This window comes from Nostoc sp. NMS8 (assembly GCF_017115045.1).
GTDB lineage: Bacteria > Cyanobacteriota > Cyanobacteriia > Cyanobacteriales > Nostocaceae > Nostoc.
Genome location: NZ_JABXKK010000050.1, coordinates 158489 through 174054, shown reverse-complemented (window position 1 = coordinate 174054; position 15566 = coordinate 158489). Strand labels below are relative to the sequence as shown.

Below are 15566 nucleotides of genomic sequence, written 5' to 3'. Positions count from 1 at the left end.
AACAAAGGACAAATGACAATTTATCTGGTTTCCATAGTTTCTACTCGGAAACGTTCAACGGAGGCGATTAAGTCGCGGGATACACCTACTAAGTGTTGTAGGGCACCTGAAACTCGCTGTGCTTCTTGAGAGGTTTCTTGGGCAGTCAGTTCTACTGATTGCATTACATGAGCGACGGCGCGGGAGGTTTCCGTTTGTTCCACAGTATCGCTGGTAATGGAGCGCACAAGAATATCGATGCGATTCGCCACTTGAATAATGTTTTCGAGCGATCGCTTGGCTTCTTCTGCCAATTTTGTCCCTTTAATTACTTGTTGTGTGCCTTCTTCCATCGCGGTCATTACTGAGCCTGTTTCGCTTTGGATTTGCATCACAATCTGTTCAATTTCCTTCAGGGATTTAGCAGATTTATCCGCTAGCTGGCGCACTTCGTCTGCTACGATCGCAAACCCGCGTCCCGCTTCTCCGGCTCTTGCCGCCTCAATACTAGCATTGAGTGCTAGCAAGTTTGTTCTCGAAGCAATTTGGGAAATCAACGCCACAATTTTAGAAATTTCTTGGGAAGATTCCGCCAACCGCTTCACTTTGCGAGTGGTTTCGGCCACAGTTTCCCGAATTTCCAAAATCCCTGCTACGGTATTTTCTACTGCTTCGCCACCTTTGAGAGCGATCGTACTAGCATCACGGGCAACGGTTTCAGCTTCCCGCGCCGCCTCTGCTACCCGCTGAATCGAGTCAGTCATTACCTGTACAGAATTCAACGTCACAGCCAACTCTTCTGCTTGCCGCAAAGCATCACTAGATAAGGCTCTGGCAAAAGTTTCAGAGTTGGTTGCACCTTTTGTTACATCCTTCGCCGCCACTTTTACCTGTTGCACGATATCCCGCAAGTTTTGAATTGTCAGGTTAAAGGCATCAGCGACAGCTCCCAGTACGTCGGCTGTCACTTCCGCTTGGACGGTTAAATCACCTCTAGCAGCTCCTTCCACATCATCCAAGAGGCGAATCACCTGACGTTGCAGGTTTTCTTTAGCTTCCTCTTGTTCATCGGCTTTGCGTTGGGCTTCACCTGTGGTTGTGAAAATTACCCGCGCCATTTCATTAAAGCCAGTAGCTAAATGCCCCAATTCATCTTCAGAAAACACTGTGGCTTGAGCATTCAGATTTCCTTGGCGTACAGCCTCAAACTGATTTTGGAGATCGTCAGTTGTGCGCCGAATTTGTTTCAGTGCCAGATTTCCCATGAAGCCTGCGGTAGCAAAACCTGCAATACCAGCAGCTAATGACATTGCCCAACCGGTGTTTCTGACTGATTCTCGCTGTTGGGCTGGCGAAAATGTGGTAGCGACAAAGCTAACTGTGGCTACAACCAGCGCTGAAACAATGCCCACACTGCCAGCAATTAACCATTGCTTCCGTTCGATGGAAGCATTTTCTAATGGTGCTAACCATCCTTGCTCAATGCTGACATTGGGTTCTAGTTTCGAGACATCTGTTTGGCTAAAGACTGGAACGGCTTCATGAGAACCAGTCATCGAGAAGAGTTCTTCTTCGCGATCGGCTGTAGTACTTGCTGCTACTTGAGAGCGTCCACTGTCACGAGTTTCTGCTGGAGCAGAATGCCTTGCTAGATCGCCGAAGTTAGAATCTCCTTCGATCATGTCAAACCCTGGAATATTGCCTAAATCGTCAAATTCCTCAAAATCATCTAAAAACTCGATATTGCTCTTAGAATTCTCTCCATTCAGTATAGTAGCTGAGTCTTCATAAGAGCTTAAACCATCTGAACCAAAGGCAGATTCAAATGCTTCCATGTCAAAATTTTCATTATCATCAAAGCTATTTTGACTGTTGAATTCATTTGATTTAAACTGCTTTTCTTTCTGAGGTAAGTTACTACCAAAAGATGAAGATTTATTAGATAAATCTGGTTGAAAAGCTGGCTTTGAATCTAAATCTGCTGATTTTAACCAACCCTGTGCTTCTGTTTCCGGCAAATGTTCTTGACTGCCGTATTCCACATTATTTGCTATTGGCGAATCATTTCCCAGCTCTTCTGAGACAATCAGTAAAGTTTCGTCTCGAAAACTAGATTTTTTATATTCTAAATTTCCAATATTCTGTTCTGGAGACTTTGGCTCACTCAACAAATCAGTGAAATTATTCTCGTTATTATCAGTTGGTGGATTAGAAGCTGAAAAGTTATTGTTGTCAATAGTTGAATTTCCATGATGAGAATCTATCTCATTATCTGAAAATTGACTATTTACTAATGATTCTTCCAGAATATCTTCTGATGTATCTTCTTTCCAAAAAGCAGGCAACTCTAATTCTGTGTTTTCCTGCCATTTGTTATTTGACTCTTGTTGCTGTAATTCTTCATCTAAAGCAAAAGGATCATCACCAAAAGGAGTAGAAGAGTTTGATATTTTTACTGTTCCAATACTATCTTCTGTGGGGATGTCAAATGGACTTTTTGAAGATATCTCTTCAACGCCATTCACAGTTTCTTGATGCTCTCCAAAAAAGTTCAAGTCAAGGTTATTGCTGTCAAACTCCTCACTAGCGCCCAAATCTTCTAATTCTGGTTCAATATATGCCAGTGGATCGGATATCTCTGAGGAATTTATTTGCTCTTGACTTTCTGATGTATCAACCTGCCCACCGAATGACTGTAAATATTGATTGATATTCTCAATTCCATTATTGGCAAAACCAATAATTTCTTGATCGTTAGTCAAGCCCAATACCTGTTGATATTCTTCTTTTGCTACATCGTACAGCTGTAAAACATAGTAGATGTGACCCCTTAACAAATGGGAGTTAGGGTCATCTGGTAAATTTTGCACCACTTGGTCAACTAAAGTGGCTGCAACCTCATAATTCCTTTGAACATAGGCGGTCATCGCCTGTTGATATGTTGGCTCGTAATTATCAATACTTGCTGCCATTTCCTCCTCCAATTTCATCCTGCCCACCTAGCACTCCGTACAATTGCCATTTGATCGAGTAGTCGTAGACACTGATTATTTTTAGCACCTAATGACCACTCTCCACGTAAAAAGGGCGCCATAGTATCTGGAACACTAGTTGGTGGCATGAGATTTTGGACATCCAACCAATCCATACCACCGATTTCCTCTACTGCTAAACCCACGATTGTGTCTTGTTCTTCAATGGCAATCACCGAAATTTCAGCTCTATCCGTGTTTAATGCACTTGCTTCTCCCAGAAATTGACCCAAATCGGCCACCCAAATAACTCGACCTCGTAAATTTAGAGTACCCAAAAGTAAAGGAGAAGCATTAGGAATCGGGGTGATTCTATCAGGACTTAGTTCAATTACCTCCCGGATGCCAGTTGCTTGTAGTGCAAACTCCTGATGCGAGGGAATGTAAAACCTCAAATGTAACTCACCTTCAGGACTTTCTACTTGTAATTCTGGTCGGAAGTGGTCTTGACCGCTGCCACTTAAAAAGTCCGGTTTGCTGACCATGTTGTTTTTATCCTTATCCTCGCAGCAGTTGTTTGACTGTTCCTACCAACTCGGTTGGTTGAAACGGTTTGGCTATGTAAGCATCTGCACCCTGCTTCATGCCCCAGTAGCGATCAAATTCTTCACCTTTGGAAGAACACATCACCACTGGAACATTTTGGGTTTTAGGATCGGATTTTAACCGCCGACAAACTTCATAGCCGTTCATCCGGGGCATGACAATATCTAATACCACTAAGTCTGGAGGTGCTATTTGAATTGCCTCTAATGCTTCTAATCCGTCACTGGCGTGGGTAACTGTTAGGCCAGTTGCTTTCAGGAGGTCTGTAATCATCTCCCTTTGTGCGATACTGTCTTCCACAATCAGAACTGTGCTCATAAATGTCATTTACCTCCTGATTTAGACGTTCCTAATTGGAACATTCCCTGATTCCTCCGCAAGTATTAACTGTATAAATTAATTTTATGTCTTCACTATTTTCCCGTAGATTGACGTTTCCCTGAGTTAGCTGACTCTGTGATAACATCTTTTAACTCATCTTTTAGTAGATCAACAAATCTTTGATCTTTTTTGATCTCTTTATACGCTTCACAGATGAGGGAGAAATCAATTCACGTGCGCTAACAAAATTTAAAATTCAAAATTAAAGAACTTGTGCCTCCTGCTTCCTCTTTCCCAATGCCCAATGCCCAATTTTCATTGTTTGTCGATATATTTCTCTACAAGCATGAGTAACTCATTGTCTGTAAACGGTTTTGTTAAATAATCTGTTGCCCCGACCATCCTAGCTTTGACTCGATCGATAAACCCATCTTTACCAGTAAGCATGATAATCGGTGTGAGCCGAAATGCTGTTGAATGTCGCAGCATGGAACAAACCTCGTATCCTTCCAATTCCGACATGGCAATATCGCATAAAATTAAATCTGGTTTGAGTTGAAAAACCAAACTCAGTGCCTCTAAAGGATTAGTGAGAGCGATCGCTTCATAGCCCTGTGGTTGTAAGATGGAATTTATAGTCTCACCGATGGCGATCGCATCGTCAATACATACTACCCGCCCCCTCGGTTTTCCTTTCAATTCTCGGCTATCCGTGTGGGTATCCGGTTTATTTGTTTTTGAATATACTAGTTGTAGCCAACTTTGTTGCACATAAGGATATATTGCCTTAGCGACTGTCAAAATATCTCGATTGAGATGGCGAGCTAGTTGACGCAAGGATGTTTTACCATCAGCCCAATGTTGTAGTTTATTTACAGTTGCTTCTGGTAGGGAAGATTGTAGCTGAACTTTGTCAGATAGCAGTGGTAATTGTTCTGGAGACTGAATGTGTGGATAGAGTTGCTTCCACTCTTGCACCTGCTTCGTAATTTTTGCCACAAATGGAGCAATCTCAAAAGTGTTTAATTGCGGAGCAAGTGCCACACCTTGATGGAAAATGAAGTTACCTTGGCGTAAACTCAGCAAGTCAAAGAGAGTTTCATGCACCAAGCCCTGAATGATACTACCAGCGATCTTTGGGTTGATAATATTCCGCTCCAAGAGTGCCCAAATATAGGCATACTCTGGCGCGTCGGTTGGTGGTAGGGAGGCAATTTGTTTGTGGGTGAGTCGCGTCTCAACTCGGTAATGACGTAAATAATCGCTAATTCTAGATAAACTACTCTCGCCTTCTTGGCAATAGATAATTTGACCATTTAAGAAAAAGACAAACCAAGACTGTTGTTTGGGGCGATGAATGTTTGCTCCCTCTCCACCCAGTTTGTTGTTATGGTGAGAGCTATGAGCTTCAACCCATAATTGACCAGTTCGTTGTCCCAACTCAATCAATTGCAGGATACTGCAAATATCAATTTCATTTAAATTTCCCTGCATTTAGCTAAAAAGTACTCCTTAAGTATTTAAGTATTGCTGAATTCTGACCTCTTCTTTAAGTATTGATTATGGATTATTGGAAAGATTGTTACTCTATTCTTATTGTCATTAGGGAATACATTAAACTATAAACCTTCATCTTTCGTAATACACTTCGACAAAGCTAGTGTTAACACGGAAGTCATCATCACTGTCATCAGTACAAAATATAAAGGCGCGACCAGATCGCTTCTATAAGTATCAAGACGTAATATCTCGCGTCTATAGTTTTGTCTGTCTTGTCCTTCTAAGCATTGGTTTAGTGAGACAAGTTAACAGAATTATTTAAGGTATATCTCAAAACACGAACTTTAAGTGCATCAATAAAGGACTAACGGTGTGCTGTATTTAGCAGAAGTACAAAAACAGAAAGGTGGTTTACTCAGTGGCGGTGCTAAAACCGAACTGAAACTGCTAGCTTGTCAGCGAACTGACCAGAATTGGAGTCCTGTGTCGGAAGAAGTGATTGCTGCTGAGGATGCAAGCAAATTAAATGACGGCGCTTTAGTACTAGCTGAACTGAATCCGAATCGTCAAGTACAACGGATTCAAGAAGCAGGGCGTCCACTCGTCAACATTTTGCAGAATTTTTCCCGCCAGCTGGAGAAATTTAAGCTCAAGGAAGATGAAATCGATCAGTGGAAACAGTCGTTAACGTTTCAGGCGCAAGAGTTGAATCGCCGTGAAATGGATATGGAGGTACGCTCAGAACAGTTGCAACAACTGGAGGAAGAGTTACAACACCTGGAGGAGCAAAAACAGGAAGTTGACACCTCCCGCCAGGAAATTGAACGATTGCAAGGAGAAATAGAGCGCAACCGTCAAGAGTTGGAAGGCGCTTGGGAGCATTTGCGGGGTGAGCAGCGTCGCCTAGAGGAACGTCAAGCGGATTTTAAACAAGGGACGGTTTTGGATGAGGAACAAAGTCGGGTAATGAGTGAGTTACTCGATCGCTTGTCTAGTCGTGTTGCTCCCACAGAAACAGTTAGAGAACATTTACATCTAGCCTTTGAATTGGTCGAAAAGCAGCAAGCGACTCTGACGCCGCACTGGCAAAAACTGGAGGAGCATAAAAGTGCGATCGCACAACAGCAACAAGAAATAGAGGGTTTGTCACAAACTTTTAGCGATCGCCAAAACGCATTACAAGAAGCACAAAATTCTCTAGTTCAGCAAACAGCCCAATTGCAGATCAATACAGCAAACCTGACCAGCAAGCAAGAGTACGCTCAGATTATCAAAGAGCAGTTACGAAATGCCGAAGAGTTATATCAACTGATGCATTCTTTAGCTGCAACATCTGGTGATGTAGTTCTTGGCAAGCAAGCTGATGTGGAGGCTTTGGAGAAAATGCCTTTAGAAGAACTGCAAAAGATCGTACAAGACTTGGAGCATAAGTTAGAAATAGATGCTAGCTTTGTTCACGATCAAGAACAAGAACTGACATATAAACAAGAAGCTATAGAAGAACTCCAAACTAAATTAAATAATGCATCTGACAATGACCATATCAATTTGGAACTGGAACTAACGGATGAAAAAGACCTCTATCAGATGCTAAATTCCAGCTTGGTGGGACAACGCCGCAATATGCTACAGCATCAGAAGTTTCTCAAGCAACACAAAGCTCTAATGCTGCGACGCCAAGGACATGCTGTCACTGATGAAGAAGAAAGTAACAACAAAATTAATTTAGAACCGATTCTGCTACAAATTGAAACCCAGCGACAACAATATTCACAGGAAATCCAAAAGCTGGAACGTGAGATTGAGCAAATTCGTTCTGGTGTTGAGCTAAATCAGGGAATGATTGACAATCAAACTCACGATCTCGATCAAAAGCGCCAAGAACTGAAAGCGCTCGAGGAAAACTTGTTATCTCTAAGAAGAACAACTGCTGAATTCTCTGGTCGAGTGAATCTTTATCAAGAAGCGCTACAACCAATTCAGGATTGTCTAGATGGATTACGGCAAAAACTGCAAGGAATTGGAGAATCTTTGGATCAATTTCAGGAAACTGGTGATTATCAAATCCAAGCGATCGCTCAGTTGCGTCATACTCTCCAAGGTTTAATGCCTCAACCGGAATTACTAGCGTCTTAAAAAGTTCTGGGGCTTTAGCTAGGCTTTAGCCCAAGTACAAACTCTGAGCTTAGTTATTCTATAAATAAACTAGATTCTACATTAAAAAACTCTCCCAGCCTACGCGCTTGTTCTGTATTTATCTTCTCTTGTCCATTTAAAATATTATTAACCGAATCTTCTGTCCCTAAAACTAATACTAAATCATCTTTACTTTTCTCAGATTCTTCTAAAAGAAATAACAACATAGATAGAGGATTATTCTGCTGGATCGGCTGATAATATTCTTGTTCAAACTTTTCAATTAAAGTAATTAATAGCTGATAAAGCTCATCTTCTTCTGGGGTGCGCTCTCGGTGCATTAAATCTTCCACTATACCTAAAGCTTGCTCATTTTCAGCTTCAGTTTTTATCAGCTTGGGAAGATAGGCTGTTAATAAGTCCTTGTATTTATCTGGATTAAAAGTAAGGGTCATCTTTCCTATAAGTCTTAACTCCTAGCTATTTCAAACAGATCCAGTCGCCTTTTTCTTGAGCGCACTTAGAGGATGTTTGAAGAGTTTTCTTCTCGGTAACAAAACGTTCTAGATCCCCCTAAATCCCCCTTAAAAAGGGGGACTTTGATTCCGGTTCCCCCCTTAAAAAGGGGGGCTAGGGGGGATCGGTTAGTGCCTAAAATCACGGCTAACCACTTTTCAAACAACCTCTTAAAGCTTCATACCGCCAATCGCATGCAGCAGCTTCACTATTTACGGATAATATTACAGAATCTTGTATAAATTCGCAGGTAATTTTATGGCAGAAATTCAAGTCGGAATCGAAGGTGAAGGCGCACCAGCAGCCGCCGAGGCTTTGCTAGAAATTCCGGGAATATCGGGAAGCTATGAAGTGCCGACGCAGAGAGAGGGAACTTTGGCGGCTGTTGCTACTATTATTGGCATTGTGGGTGGTGTTGCGGCTTTAGCTGAACAAATTCGCAAATGGTATCAAGAATGGCATAAATCTCATCCTGGGAAGCAATTTGATGTGGTAATTCTTGACCCTGATACTGGAAACAGGATTTTACTCGAAGAAGCTACTATAGAGGAAATCACGGAAATCCTCAAATCTATCAGCAAATAAGTGCAAACTATCCGCATTCAACTTCGGGAAAGTACGCAGGAAACAGTTGAACTCAGGTATTGGCTACCTAAAATAAAGCACTATGAATCACGTCGCCTGAAATTAGCAGAAATCGCTGATTTCCTGAAGCAAGGCGAACGAAATTACTATAGACTGCTGCCCAATTTACCAGGAATCGGGAAGCAGTTATTTTTTTGGTTGGATGGGGATGGACGGTGGTTGAGTCGGGGAATTGCTAACTGTCGCGGTGAGGGGTTGGTAATTGCCATTGATACCGATCAAAAATTGGCACATCTACCTTGGGAAGTGCTGCATGATGGTGAGGATTTTTTGGTCAAGCGGGTTAATCCAGTGGTGTTACCTCTGCGCTGGATTGAGAAAGAAACGGAAGCGTTTTCTGTGGAACCACGACAATTGCGAGTATTGTTTATGGCAACCGACCCGGAAGATGTAGAACCAAAGTTAGAGTTTGAACAGGAAGAGGCGAGAATTCTGGGTGATACGCAAGATTTTGCTGTCGATTTGCGGGTGGAAGAAAGCGGTTGCGTTAGCGAGTTGGGTAAGGTTTGGAGTCGCTATCTTAATGACTTTGATGTGTTTCACCTGACAGGACACGCTTCTATTAAAGATGAAGCACCTTACACGCCTTACTTTATCACTGAGACGGAAATTGGCGATCGCCACGAAACCACAGCCGCAGAACTGGCGGAAGTCTTCCGGTTTCGCTTTCCCAAGTTGGTGTTTTTGTCTGGGTGTCGGACTGGACAAGCACCAGATAAAGGCGCTGTCCCTTCAATGGCTGAGGCACTAATTGCACAAGGGGCGATCGCAGTTTTAAGTTGGGGACGGCCTGTGGAAGATCGGACAGCCACAGCCGCCGCCGCGCACCTCTACGGCAAATTGGCAGCCGGATATCAATTAGCTGAAGCACTCGCTAGCACTTACCAGCAGTTGTTTAAACAGAATGTGCGTGACTGGCATTTGTTGCGGTTATATGTCCAGGGAGAATGTCCGGGTGCGTTGGTGGAAGTGTTGGGAGATGTGCCACCCTCTGCGCCGGAACCTGCATACCAACAGTTTTTAGATCCCGATACCCAACTGGTGCGGGTGGCGAAACCCTCTGAGTTTGTTGGGAGACGGCGGACTTTGCAACGTTGTCTCAAAGCAATTCGCACTTCATTAGGGGTACTAATTCACGGACTGGGGGGTGTGGGTAAGAGTACTGTGACGGCGCGACTTCTGGAAAGGATGGTTGGCTATGACAGGCTGGTGAACTTTCGGCAACTGGATGAGGACAAACTGCTCAAAACCCTTGCTGAACAATGTACCTCGGAACGGGGGCATGAAATTCTCAATGGCAAGTTACCCTTGATGCAGCGCCTCACCAAGTTTTTTACAGAAGGACTGAATACCAAAGAACAGCGCTTTGCCTTTGTGCTGGATGACTTTGAGGCTAATTTGGATTTACGAAATGGGGTTTATGTCTTGCAACCACAAGTTGTAGATGTACTGCTGGCGTTGCTGAAGGCGATGCAAAATTCCCAACTTCCCCACAAGGTAATTATTACCTGTCGCTACAATTTCACTTTGTCGGAACTGAATCATCGTCTGTACCGCGAACCTCTGGGGGCTTTGGGTGGGGCAGATTTAATTAAAAAGTATAATCGTCTGGATTCGTTTAATGGCAGTTGGCAATTTCAGCCAGATTTGCCCGAACGTGCCAAGCAAGCAGCTGATGGAAATCCTCGGCTGTTGGAATGGTTAGATAAGATTTTGCAAAATTCCCCGAAGTCGCCAGAAGCCGAGAGGGGAGTTGAGATAATTCTGCAAAAGATGGCAGAGAAGGAAAAGGAATTTCGTGAGGATATTTTGGCACAGGAATTGCTGAAGCAGCAAACTCCAGGTTTACGGAAAATGCTGGGGAAGTTGTTGGTGTATGAGTTACCTGTTGTTCTAGCTGCGATTTCGCCGATTTGTGAGGATATCTCAAGTTGGGAAAGTCATATTCAACGCGCTGAAATTTTGGGTTTGTTGGAAGTTACCCTCACCAACAACACAGAGAGGTTGTATCGTGTTCCCCGCATTTTGTCACCGTTGCTAGAGAACCCCAAGGGTGAAGAGTTGTATAAACAAGCTGCACAGATTTTGTATCGTCTCTGGTGGGAGGCGGGAAGTGCGACGGAAGCACAAAAGTTAGAAATTCATCGCTTGGGGTTGTTGGGGAAGGATGAAGACATTGCAGGGAAAATAGCTATCTCATTGGCAGGATATTGGCGGGATCAAAGTCGATTTCGGGAAGCAATACATCTGTGCAAATCAACCTTAGAAATTACTAAAAACTATAGTGTACTCAGAGAAATTGCTTATTGTGAACACCAGATGGGTGAGGTTGAGCGAGCATTAAATTATTACGAACAAGCTTTAAATCTTTGTCCCGCAGAAGACGAACAAGAATTAGCAGCAATTTATTATTTTTTAGGGATACTGAAAGCTGACAAAGGGGAAGTGGATGAAGCGCTCGCACTCTACAATCAGTCTTTGGAAATAAATGAACGCGTTGGTAATGTCCAAGGCAAAGCAGCGACGTTGCAATGTCTGGCAATTATCTACGCCAATAAAGGGGAAGTGGATGAAGCGCTCGCACTCTACAATCAGTCTTTGGAAATAGATGAACGCATTGGTAATGTTAAAGGCAAAGCGGCGAGGTTGCACCAACTGGCAGGTATCTACGCCGATAAAGGGGAAGTGGAGCAAGCGATCGCACTCTACAATCAGTCTTTGGAAATATTTGAACGCATTGGCAATGTCCAAGGCAAAGCGGCGACGTTGCAATGTCTGGCAGGTATCCACGCCAATAAAGGGGAAGTGGAGCAAGCGATCACACTCTATAATCAGTCTTTGGAAATAGAAGAACGCATTGGTAATGTTAAAGGCAAAGCGGCGACGTTACACTCTCTGGCAACTATCTACGCCAACAAAGGGGAAGTGGATGAAGCAATCGCACTCTACAATCAGTCTTTGGAAATAGAAGAACGCATTGGTAATGTTAAAGGCAAAGCGACGACGTTGCACCAACTGGGAATTCTCTACGCCAACAAAGGAGAAGTGGATGAAGCGATCGCACTCTACAATCAGTCTTTGGAAATAGAAGAACGCATTGGTAATGTTAAAGGCAAAGCGGCGACGTTACACTCTCTGGCAATTATCTACGCCAACAAAGGGGAAGTGGAGCAAGCGATCGCACTCTATAATCAGTCTTTGGAAATATTTGAACGCATTGGTAATATCCAAGGCAAAGGGACGGCGTTGCACAATCTGGCAGGTATCTCCGCCAACAAAGGGGAAGTAGATGAAGCGATCGCACTCTACAATCAGTCTTTGGAAATAGAAGAACGCATTGGTAATGTCCAAGGCAAAGCGGCGACGTTGCACCAACTGGCAGGTATCTACGCCAACAAAGGGGAAGTGGATGAAGCGATCAAACTCTACAATCTGTCTTTGGAAATAGAAGAAGGCATTGGTAATATCCAAGGCAAAGCGGCGACGTTGCACCAACTGGCAGGTATCTACGCCGACAAAGGGGATGTGGATGAAGCGATCGCACTCTACAATCTGTCTTTGGAAATCAAAGAACCCATTGGTGATGTCCAAGCCAAAGCGGCGACGTTAAACAATCTGGGAATAATCTACGCCAACAAAGGGGATGTGGATAAAGCGATCGCACTCTACAATCAGTCTTTGGAAATATTTGAACACATTGGTAATGTCCAAGGCAAAGCGGCGACGTTGCACTGTCTAGGATATATCTACGCCTACAAAGGGGAAGTGGATGAAGCGATCGCACTCTACAATCAAGTCCTTGAAATTGATGAACGCAGTGGAAATGTCCAAGGCAAAGCGGCGACGTTGGACAGACTGGGGAATCTCTACGCCAACAAAGGGGAAGTGGATGAAGCGATCACACTTTTTAATCAGTCTTTAGAAATAAAAGAACGCATTGGAGATATCCGAGGCAAAGCAGCGACGTTGTACGAACTGGGATATATCTACGCTTACAAAGGGGAAGTGGATGAAGCGATCGCACTTTTCAACCAGTCTTTGGAAATAACTGAACGCATTGGTGATGTCCAAGGCAAAGCAATAACTCTGTGGTGGTTAGGAGGTTTGGCAGAACAGCAGGGTGAATACACTAAAGCGATATCCTATTTGCAACCAGCTTTAGAGATTTTGCAGCGATTGCAGTCACCGGATGCTGAAAGTGTGAGTGCAAGTCTTGATAGGGTAATTCGTAATTCTAATTACTGAAAGATTTTTGTTTCACGCAGAGTCGCAGAGAAGAACGCGAGAGTGTTTTTAAATAAATGAAAATTGCTGTAATCAGTCTTTTATACTCGTGGACGAGTCTTTGATACTCGTGGACGAGTCTTTGATATTCGCGGACGAGTCTTTGATATTCGTGCGAGAGTCTTTGATATTCGCGGACGAGTCTTTGATATTCGCGGATGAGTCTTTGAACTCCGTTAATGAACCTCGGAGCTTCGGTCGTGAACCTTTGAGCTTCATTAATGAACCTCAGAGCTTCGTTGATGAACCTCGGAGCTTCGTTAATGAAATTCGGAGCTTTGGTCATGAACTTCGGAGCTTCGTTGTGGACTTTGTTAATGTAGCAAAATGTTTTTAGAGGATGTTTTAAAAGTGGTCGGCTGTAATTTTAGGCACTTCTAGATCCCCCCTAACCCCCCTTAAAAAGGGGGGAACAGGAATCAATCAAAGTCTCCCTTTTTAAGGGGGATTTAGGGGGATCTAAAACGTTTTGCTACTGAGCAGAGGACTTTTAAAACATCCTCTTAGATTAAATCAGGATCTATACCGAGCGATGTCTAACGACAAGGCGCTCCGCGTCTACGCAATTGTTATGCTTTATTTCATTAATGAATTTTGATAGCAATTCAGGACAGAGAATCAAGATCTATGCCGAGCGATCGCAACCGTTCTCGTAATAATTGGATTTCTTGCTGTACTTGTTGAGCTTTTTGTTTTGCCTGCTGAACTTCTTGTTTTGCCTGCTGAACTTCTTGTTGAGCAAGTTTTTTGTCTTTTTCTGGTGTTAAAAACCGTTGTCCTTGTTGGTTATACCAATACATCCACTCCCGTGGTATGCCTAGATAAGTTCCTCGTTCGATGCCAATTCCTAAACCTATCTCTGGCAACCAAACTGGATTACCATCATGTAATTCATAAACATTGTTAACTAATTTGTAAACTTCTAAACGTGGCTTACGGCGACGAAATGGGTTGTAAACTACATAATACAAAAATCCCAATCTTGCATACTCTGCTTTCTTGGTTGAATACTCACCGCGATATGTCTTAGATACCACTTTCAGCGCTAATATCGGTAGTTTCTTCTCTTCCCAAAGCACGTAACTAGGGCGGAGGTTTTCATCATAAAATCGCTCTACGCCCAGACTCAAAAACCCATCTGGTACTATTGGCGGTAAGTCTGGATCGTAATAAATACCCATATCAACGCCAAAATACCAATCCATACGTTCAGGCCAAGCCATTGCCAAAAGCGCTTTAAGTAAACCGGGAATCAAATCTTGTAATTCGTTATCCACTGGGGTGTCGTCAGAGTCAGGTAGTTCCTCTGATGAGGGCAAACAAGCTAATGGATCGTAATTTAGCATGATGGGCTTACTGTTTTTTGATGGTTAGTACGTCTTTATTTTATTAATAAATTTTGATAGCAATTTAGAAGAATGCGAGAGTGTGATTTAACGTAAATTCAACAAACCTCTCCCTGCTTTGCAATAGCAATAGTTCAAAACTATTTCAAACAGATCCAGTCGCCTTCTACTTGAGCGATCGCACCACCAGGAAATGGATCGGTTTGCGATCGGTTGGGCGCTATAATTAAAGCCGTTAATTTCTCAATGTGTTCAAAACTGGGCGCATCAGTCAATATTTGCTGCAACACCTGACGCATCACCCGACGTTGCAACGCTAGTGGTGCTTTCTGCAATACCCGACGATTTAACCGTAAGGGAACAAGAGTAAGGGAATTTTCCTCATCTCCAATGCCCAATGCCTTATCCCGCAACTCCTGGGCAGCTTTTTCTAAATATTCCACTTCCGCTTGTAAAAGTTCTGCTGTTTGGGCTAAGGCTGATTCTACTTGGAGATTGAAATTATCTCGCAAATATGGTATTACTTCTTGGCGAATGCGGTTACGGGCATATTGCAAATCTTGATTGGTGGAATCTTCCCATATTGGTAATTTAAATTCTTGACAAAATTGCTCTGTTTGTGTGCGAGTAATTTCTAAAAGTGGACGCACTAGCATAATGTCTGTAGTTAGAGGGCGTTGCCAAGTCAGGGCTTGTAAGCCATCAGCACCAGTACCGCGAATTAAATTGTAGAGGAGAGTTTCGGCGCGATCGCTCTTCGTGTGTCCTGTAACTATATATTGATAATTATTTGTTTGTGCGATCGCACTTAAAGCTTGATAGCGCCAATCGCGTGCAGCAGCTTCACTATTTATCGGTTTGTTCGCTGTTTCTAAATAAAAGGATATACCCCAAGTTTTCGCTAAATTTTCGACGTGGTTAGCATTAGCCTCGGAATCAGAACGCCAGCGATGATCGCAGTGAGCAATACCTAAATACCATCCCCATTTGGATTGTAAATCTAAAAGTAATTTGATTAAACACAAAGAATCTTGTCCGCCGGAGACAGCGATTAGTAGCCGTTGGTTACGCTCAAATAAGTGGCGCGATCGGATGGTGCGATGGATTTTTGCGTGTAGGGGAGTCCATACCATATAGAAATAATTTACTCATGACTGAATATGTGCTAATTAAAACCATTTATATATCTCCTCCCCAAGGGTGAGATACATTATACATCATAAATTTTTGTTGTAATTAGTGCAGGGTAGAGCTAGCGTAA

At 43.1% G+C, this 15566-nt stretch carries 11 protein-coding genes; 3 read left to right on the top strand and 8 right to left on the bottom strand.

Annotation, left to right across the window (positions count from 1 at the left end):
- Positions 1 to 20 precede the first annotated feature (20 nt).
- The 4 genes from HWQ39_RS09565 to HWQ39_RS09550 all read right to left on the bottom strand — a co-directional run bounded on the left by HWQ39_RS09565 (position 21) and on the right by HWQ39_RS09550 (position 5372).
- Positions 21 to 2951 (bottom strand): methyl-accepting chemotaxis protein, encoded by a 2931-nt coding sequence (locus HWQ39_RS09565; protein ID WP_292843669.1) that lies wholly within the window; start codon positions 2949 to 2951, stop codon positions 21 to 23.
- Positions 2952 to 2965: 14 nt separating this feature from the next.
- Complete coding sequence (locus tag HWQ39_RS09560) at positions 2966 to 3496, bottom strand: chemotaxis protein CheW (protein WP_194045023.1); 531 nt, start codon at positions 3494 to 3496, stop codon at positions 2966 to 2968.
- Between the two features lie 13 nt (positions 3497 to 3509).
- A complete protein-coding gene (locus HWQ39_RS09555; protein ID WP_069073698.1) occupies positions 3510 to 3875 on the bottom strand; it encodes a response regulator in 366 nt (121 codons plus the stop codon).
- A 318-nt stretch (positions 3876 to 4193) separates the two neighbouring features.
- Positions 4194 to 5372: a response regulator gene (locus HWQ39_RS09550; RefSeq protein WP_292843668.1), complete on the bottom strand. Its 1179-nt coding sequence runs from the start codon at positions 5370 to 5372 to the stop codon at positions 4194 to 4196.
- Between the two features lie 378 nt (positions 5373 to 5750).
- On the opposite strand from HWQ39_RS09550, the gene hmpF reads away from it, so the two are divergent.
- Positions 5751 to 7514, top strand: coding sequence for a pilus motility taxis protein HmpF (gene hmpF / locus HWQ39_RS09545; RefSeq protein ID WP_292843666.1), 1764 nt, complete (start codon positions 5751 to 5753; stop codon positions 7512 to 7514).
- A 53-nt stretch (positions 7515 to 7567) separates the two neighbouring features.
- Here the strand turns inward: hmpF and HWQ39_RS09540 are convergent, their stop codons facing one another.
- The gene (locus tag HWQ39_RS09540) at positions 7568 to 7969 is read right to left on the bottom strand and encodes a hypothetical protein (protein ID WP_292843664.1); all 402 of its coding nucleotides are present in this window, start codon (positions 7967 to 7969) and stop codon (positions 7568 to 7570) included.
- 319 nt (positions 7970 to 8288) lie between these two features.
- Here HWQ39_RS09540 and HWQ39_RS09535 point away from each other — a divergent pair, with 319 nt between their 5' ends.
- A complete protein-coding gene (locus HWQ39_RS09535) occupies positions 8289 to 8615 on the top strand; it encodes a hypothetical protein (protein WP_292843662.1) in 327 nt (108 codons plus the stop codon).
- Positions 8616 to 12920: a tetratricopeptide repeat protein gene (locus HWQ39_RS09530; RefSeq protein WP_292843661.1), complete on the top strand. Its 4305-nt coding sequence runs from the start codon at positions 8616 to 8618 to the stop codon at positions 12918 to 12920.
- On the opposite strand, the gene HWQ39_RS09525 is transcribed toward HWQ39_RS09530, so the two are convergent.
- The 3 genes from HWQ39_RS09525 to tilS form a co-directional block, all read right to left on the bottom strand.
- On the bottom strand, positions 12910 to 13245 hold the full coding sequence (locus HWQ39_RS09525) for a hypothetical protein (RefSeq protein WP_292843659.1): 336 nt from the start codon (positions 13243 to 13245) through the stop codon (positions 12910 to 12912). The genes HWQ39_RS09530 and HWQ39_RS09525 overlap by 11 nt on opposite strands.
- A gap of 319 nt (positions 13246 to 13564) precedes the next feature.
- A complete protein-coding gene (locus tag HWQ39_RS09520) occupies positions 13565 to 14305 on the bottom strand; it encodes a Uma2 family endonuclease (RefSeq protein ID WP_292843658.1) in 741 nt (246 codons plus the stop codon).
- A 140-nt stretch (positions 14306 to 14445) separates the two neighbouring features.
- Positions 14446 to 15438 carry a tRNA lysidine(34) synthetase TilS gene (gene tilS / locus HWQ39_RS09515; protein ID WP_292843656.1) on the bottom strand — a complete coding sequence of 331 codons (993 nt, stop codon included), beginning with the start codon at positions 15436 to 15438 and terminating at the stop codon, positions 14446 to 14448.
- Positions 15439 to 15566: the final 128 nt, after the last annotated feature.

What these genes read in the sequence shown, in the direction of transcription:
- tilS (WP_292843656.1), bottom strand. Translation starts at nt 15,438, where the DNA reads ATGGTATGGACTCCCCTACACGCAAAAATCCATCGCACCATCCGATCG.
- HWQ39_RS09540 (WP_292843664.1), bottom strand. Translation starts at nt 7,969, where the DNA reads ATGACCCTTACTTTTAATCCAGATAAATACAAGGACTTATTAACAGCC.
- HWQ39_RS09565 (WP_292843669.1), bottom strand. Translation starts at nt 2,951, where the DNA reads ATGGCAGCAAGTATTGATAATTACGAGCCAACATATCAACAGGCGATG.
- HWQ39_RS09550 (WP_292843668.1), bottom strand. Translation starts at nt 5,372, where the DNA reads ATGCAGGGAAATTTAAATGAAATTGATATTTGCAGTATCCTGCAATTG.
- HWQ39_RS09520 (WP_292843658.1), bottom strand. Translation starts at nt 14,305, where the DNA reads ATGCTAAATTACGATCCATTAGCTTGTTTGCCCTCATCAGAGGAACTA.
- HWQ39_RS09555 (WP_069073698.1), bottom strand. Translation starts at nt 3,875, where the DNA reads ATGAGCACAGTTCTGATTGTGGAAGACAGTATCGCACAAAGGGAGATG.
- HWQ39_RS09535 (WP_292843662.1), top strand. Translation starts at nt 8,289, where the DNA reads ATGGCAGAAATTCAAGTCGGAATCGAAGGTGAAGGCGCACCAGCAGCC.
- HWQ39_RS09560 (WP_194045023.1), bottom strand. Translation starts at nt 3,496, where the DNA reads ATGGTCAGCAAACCGGACTTTTTAAGTGGCAGCGGTCAAGACCACTTC.
- HWQ39_RS09525 (WP_292843659.1), bottom strand. Translation starts at nt 13,245, where the DNA reads ATGACCAAAGCTCCGAATTTCATTAACGAAGCTCCGAGGTTCATCAAC.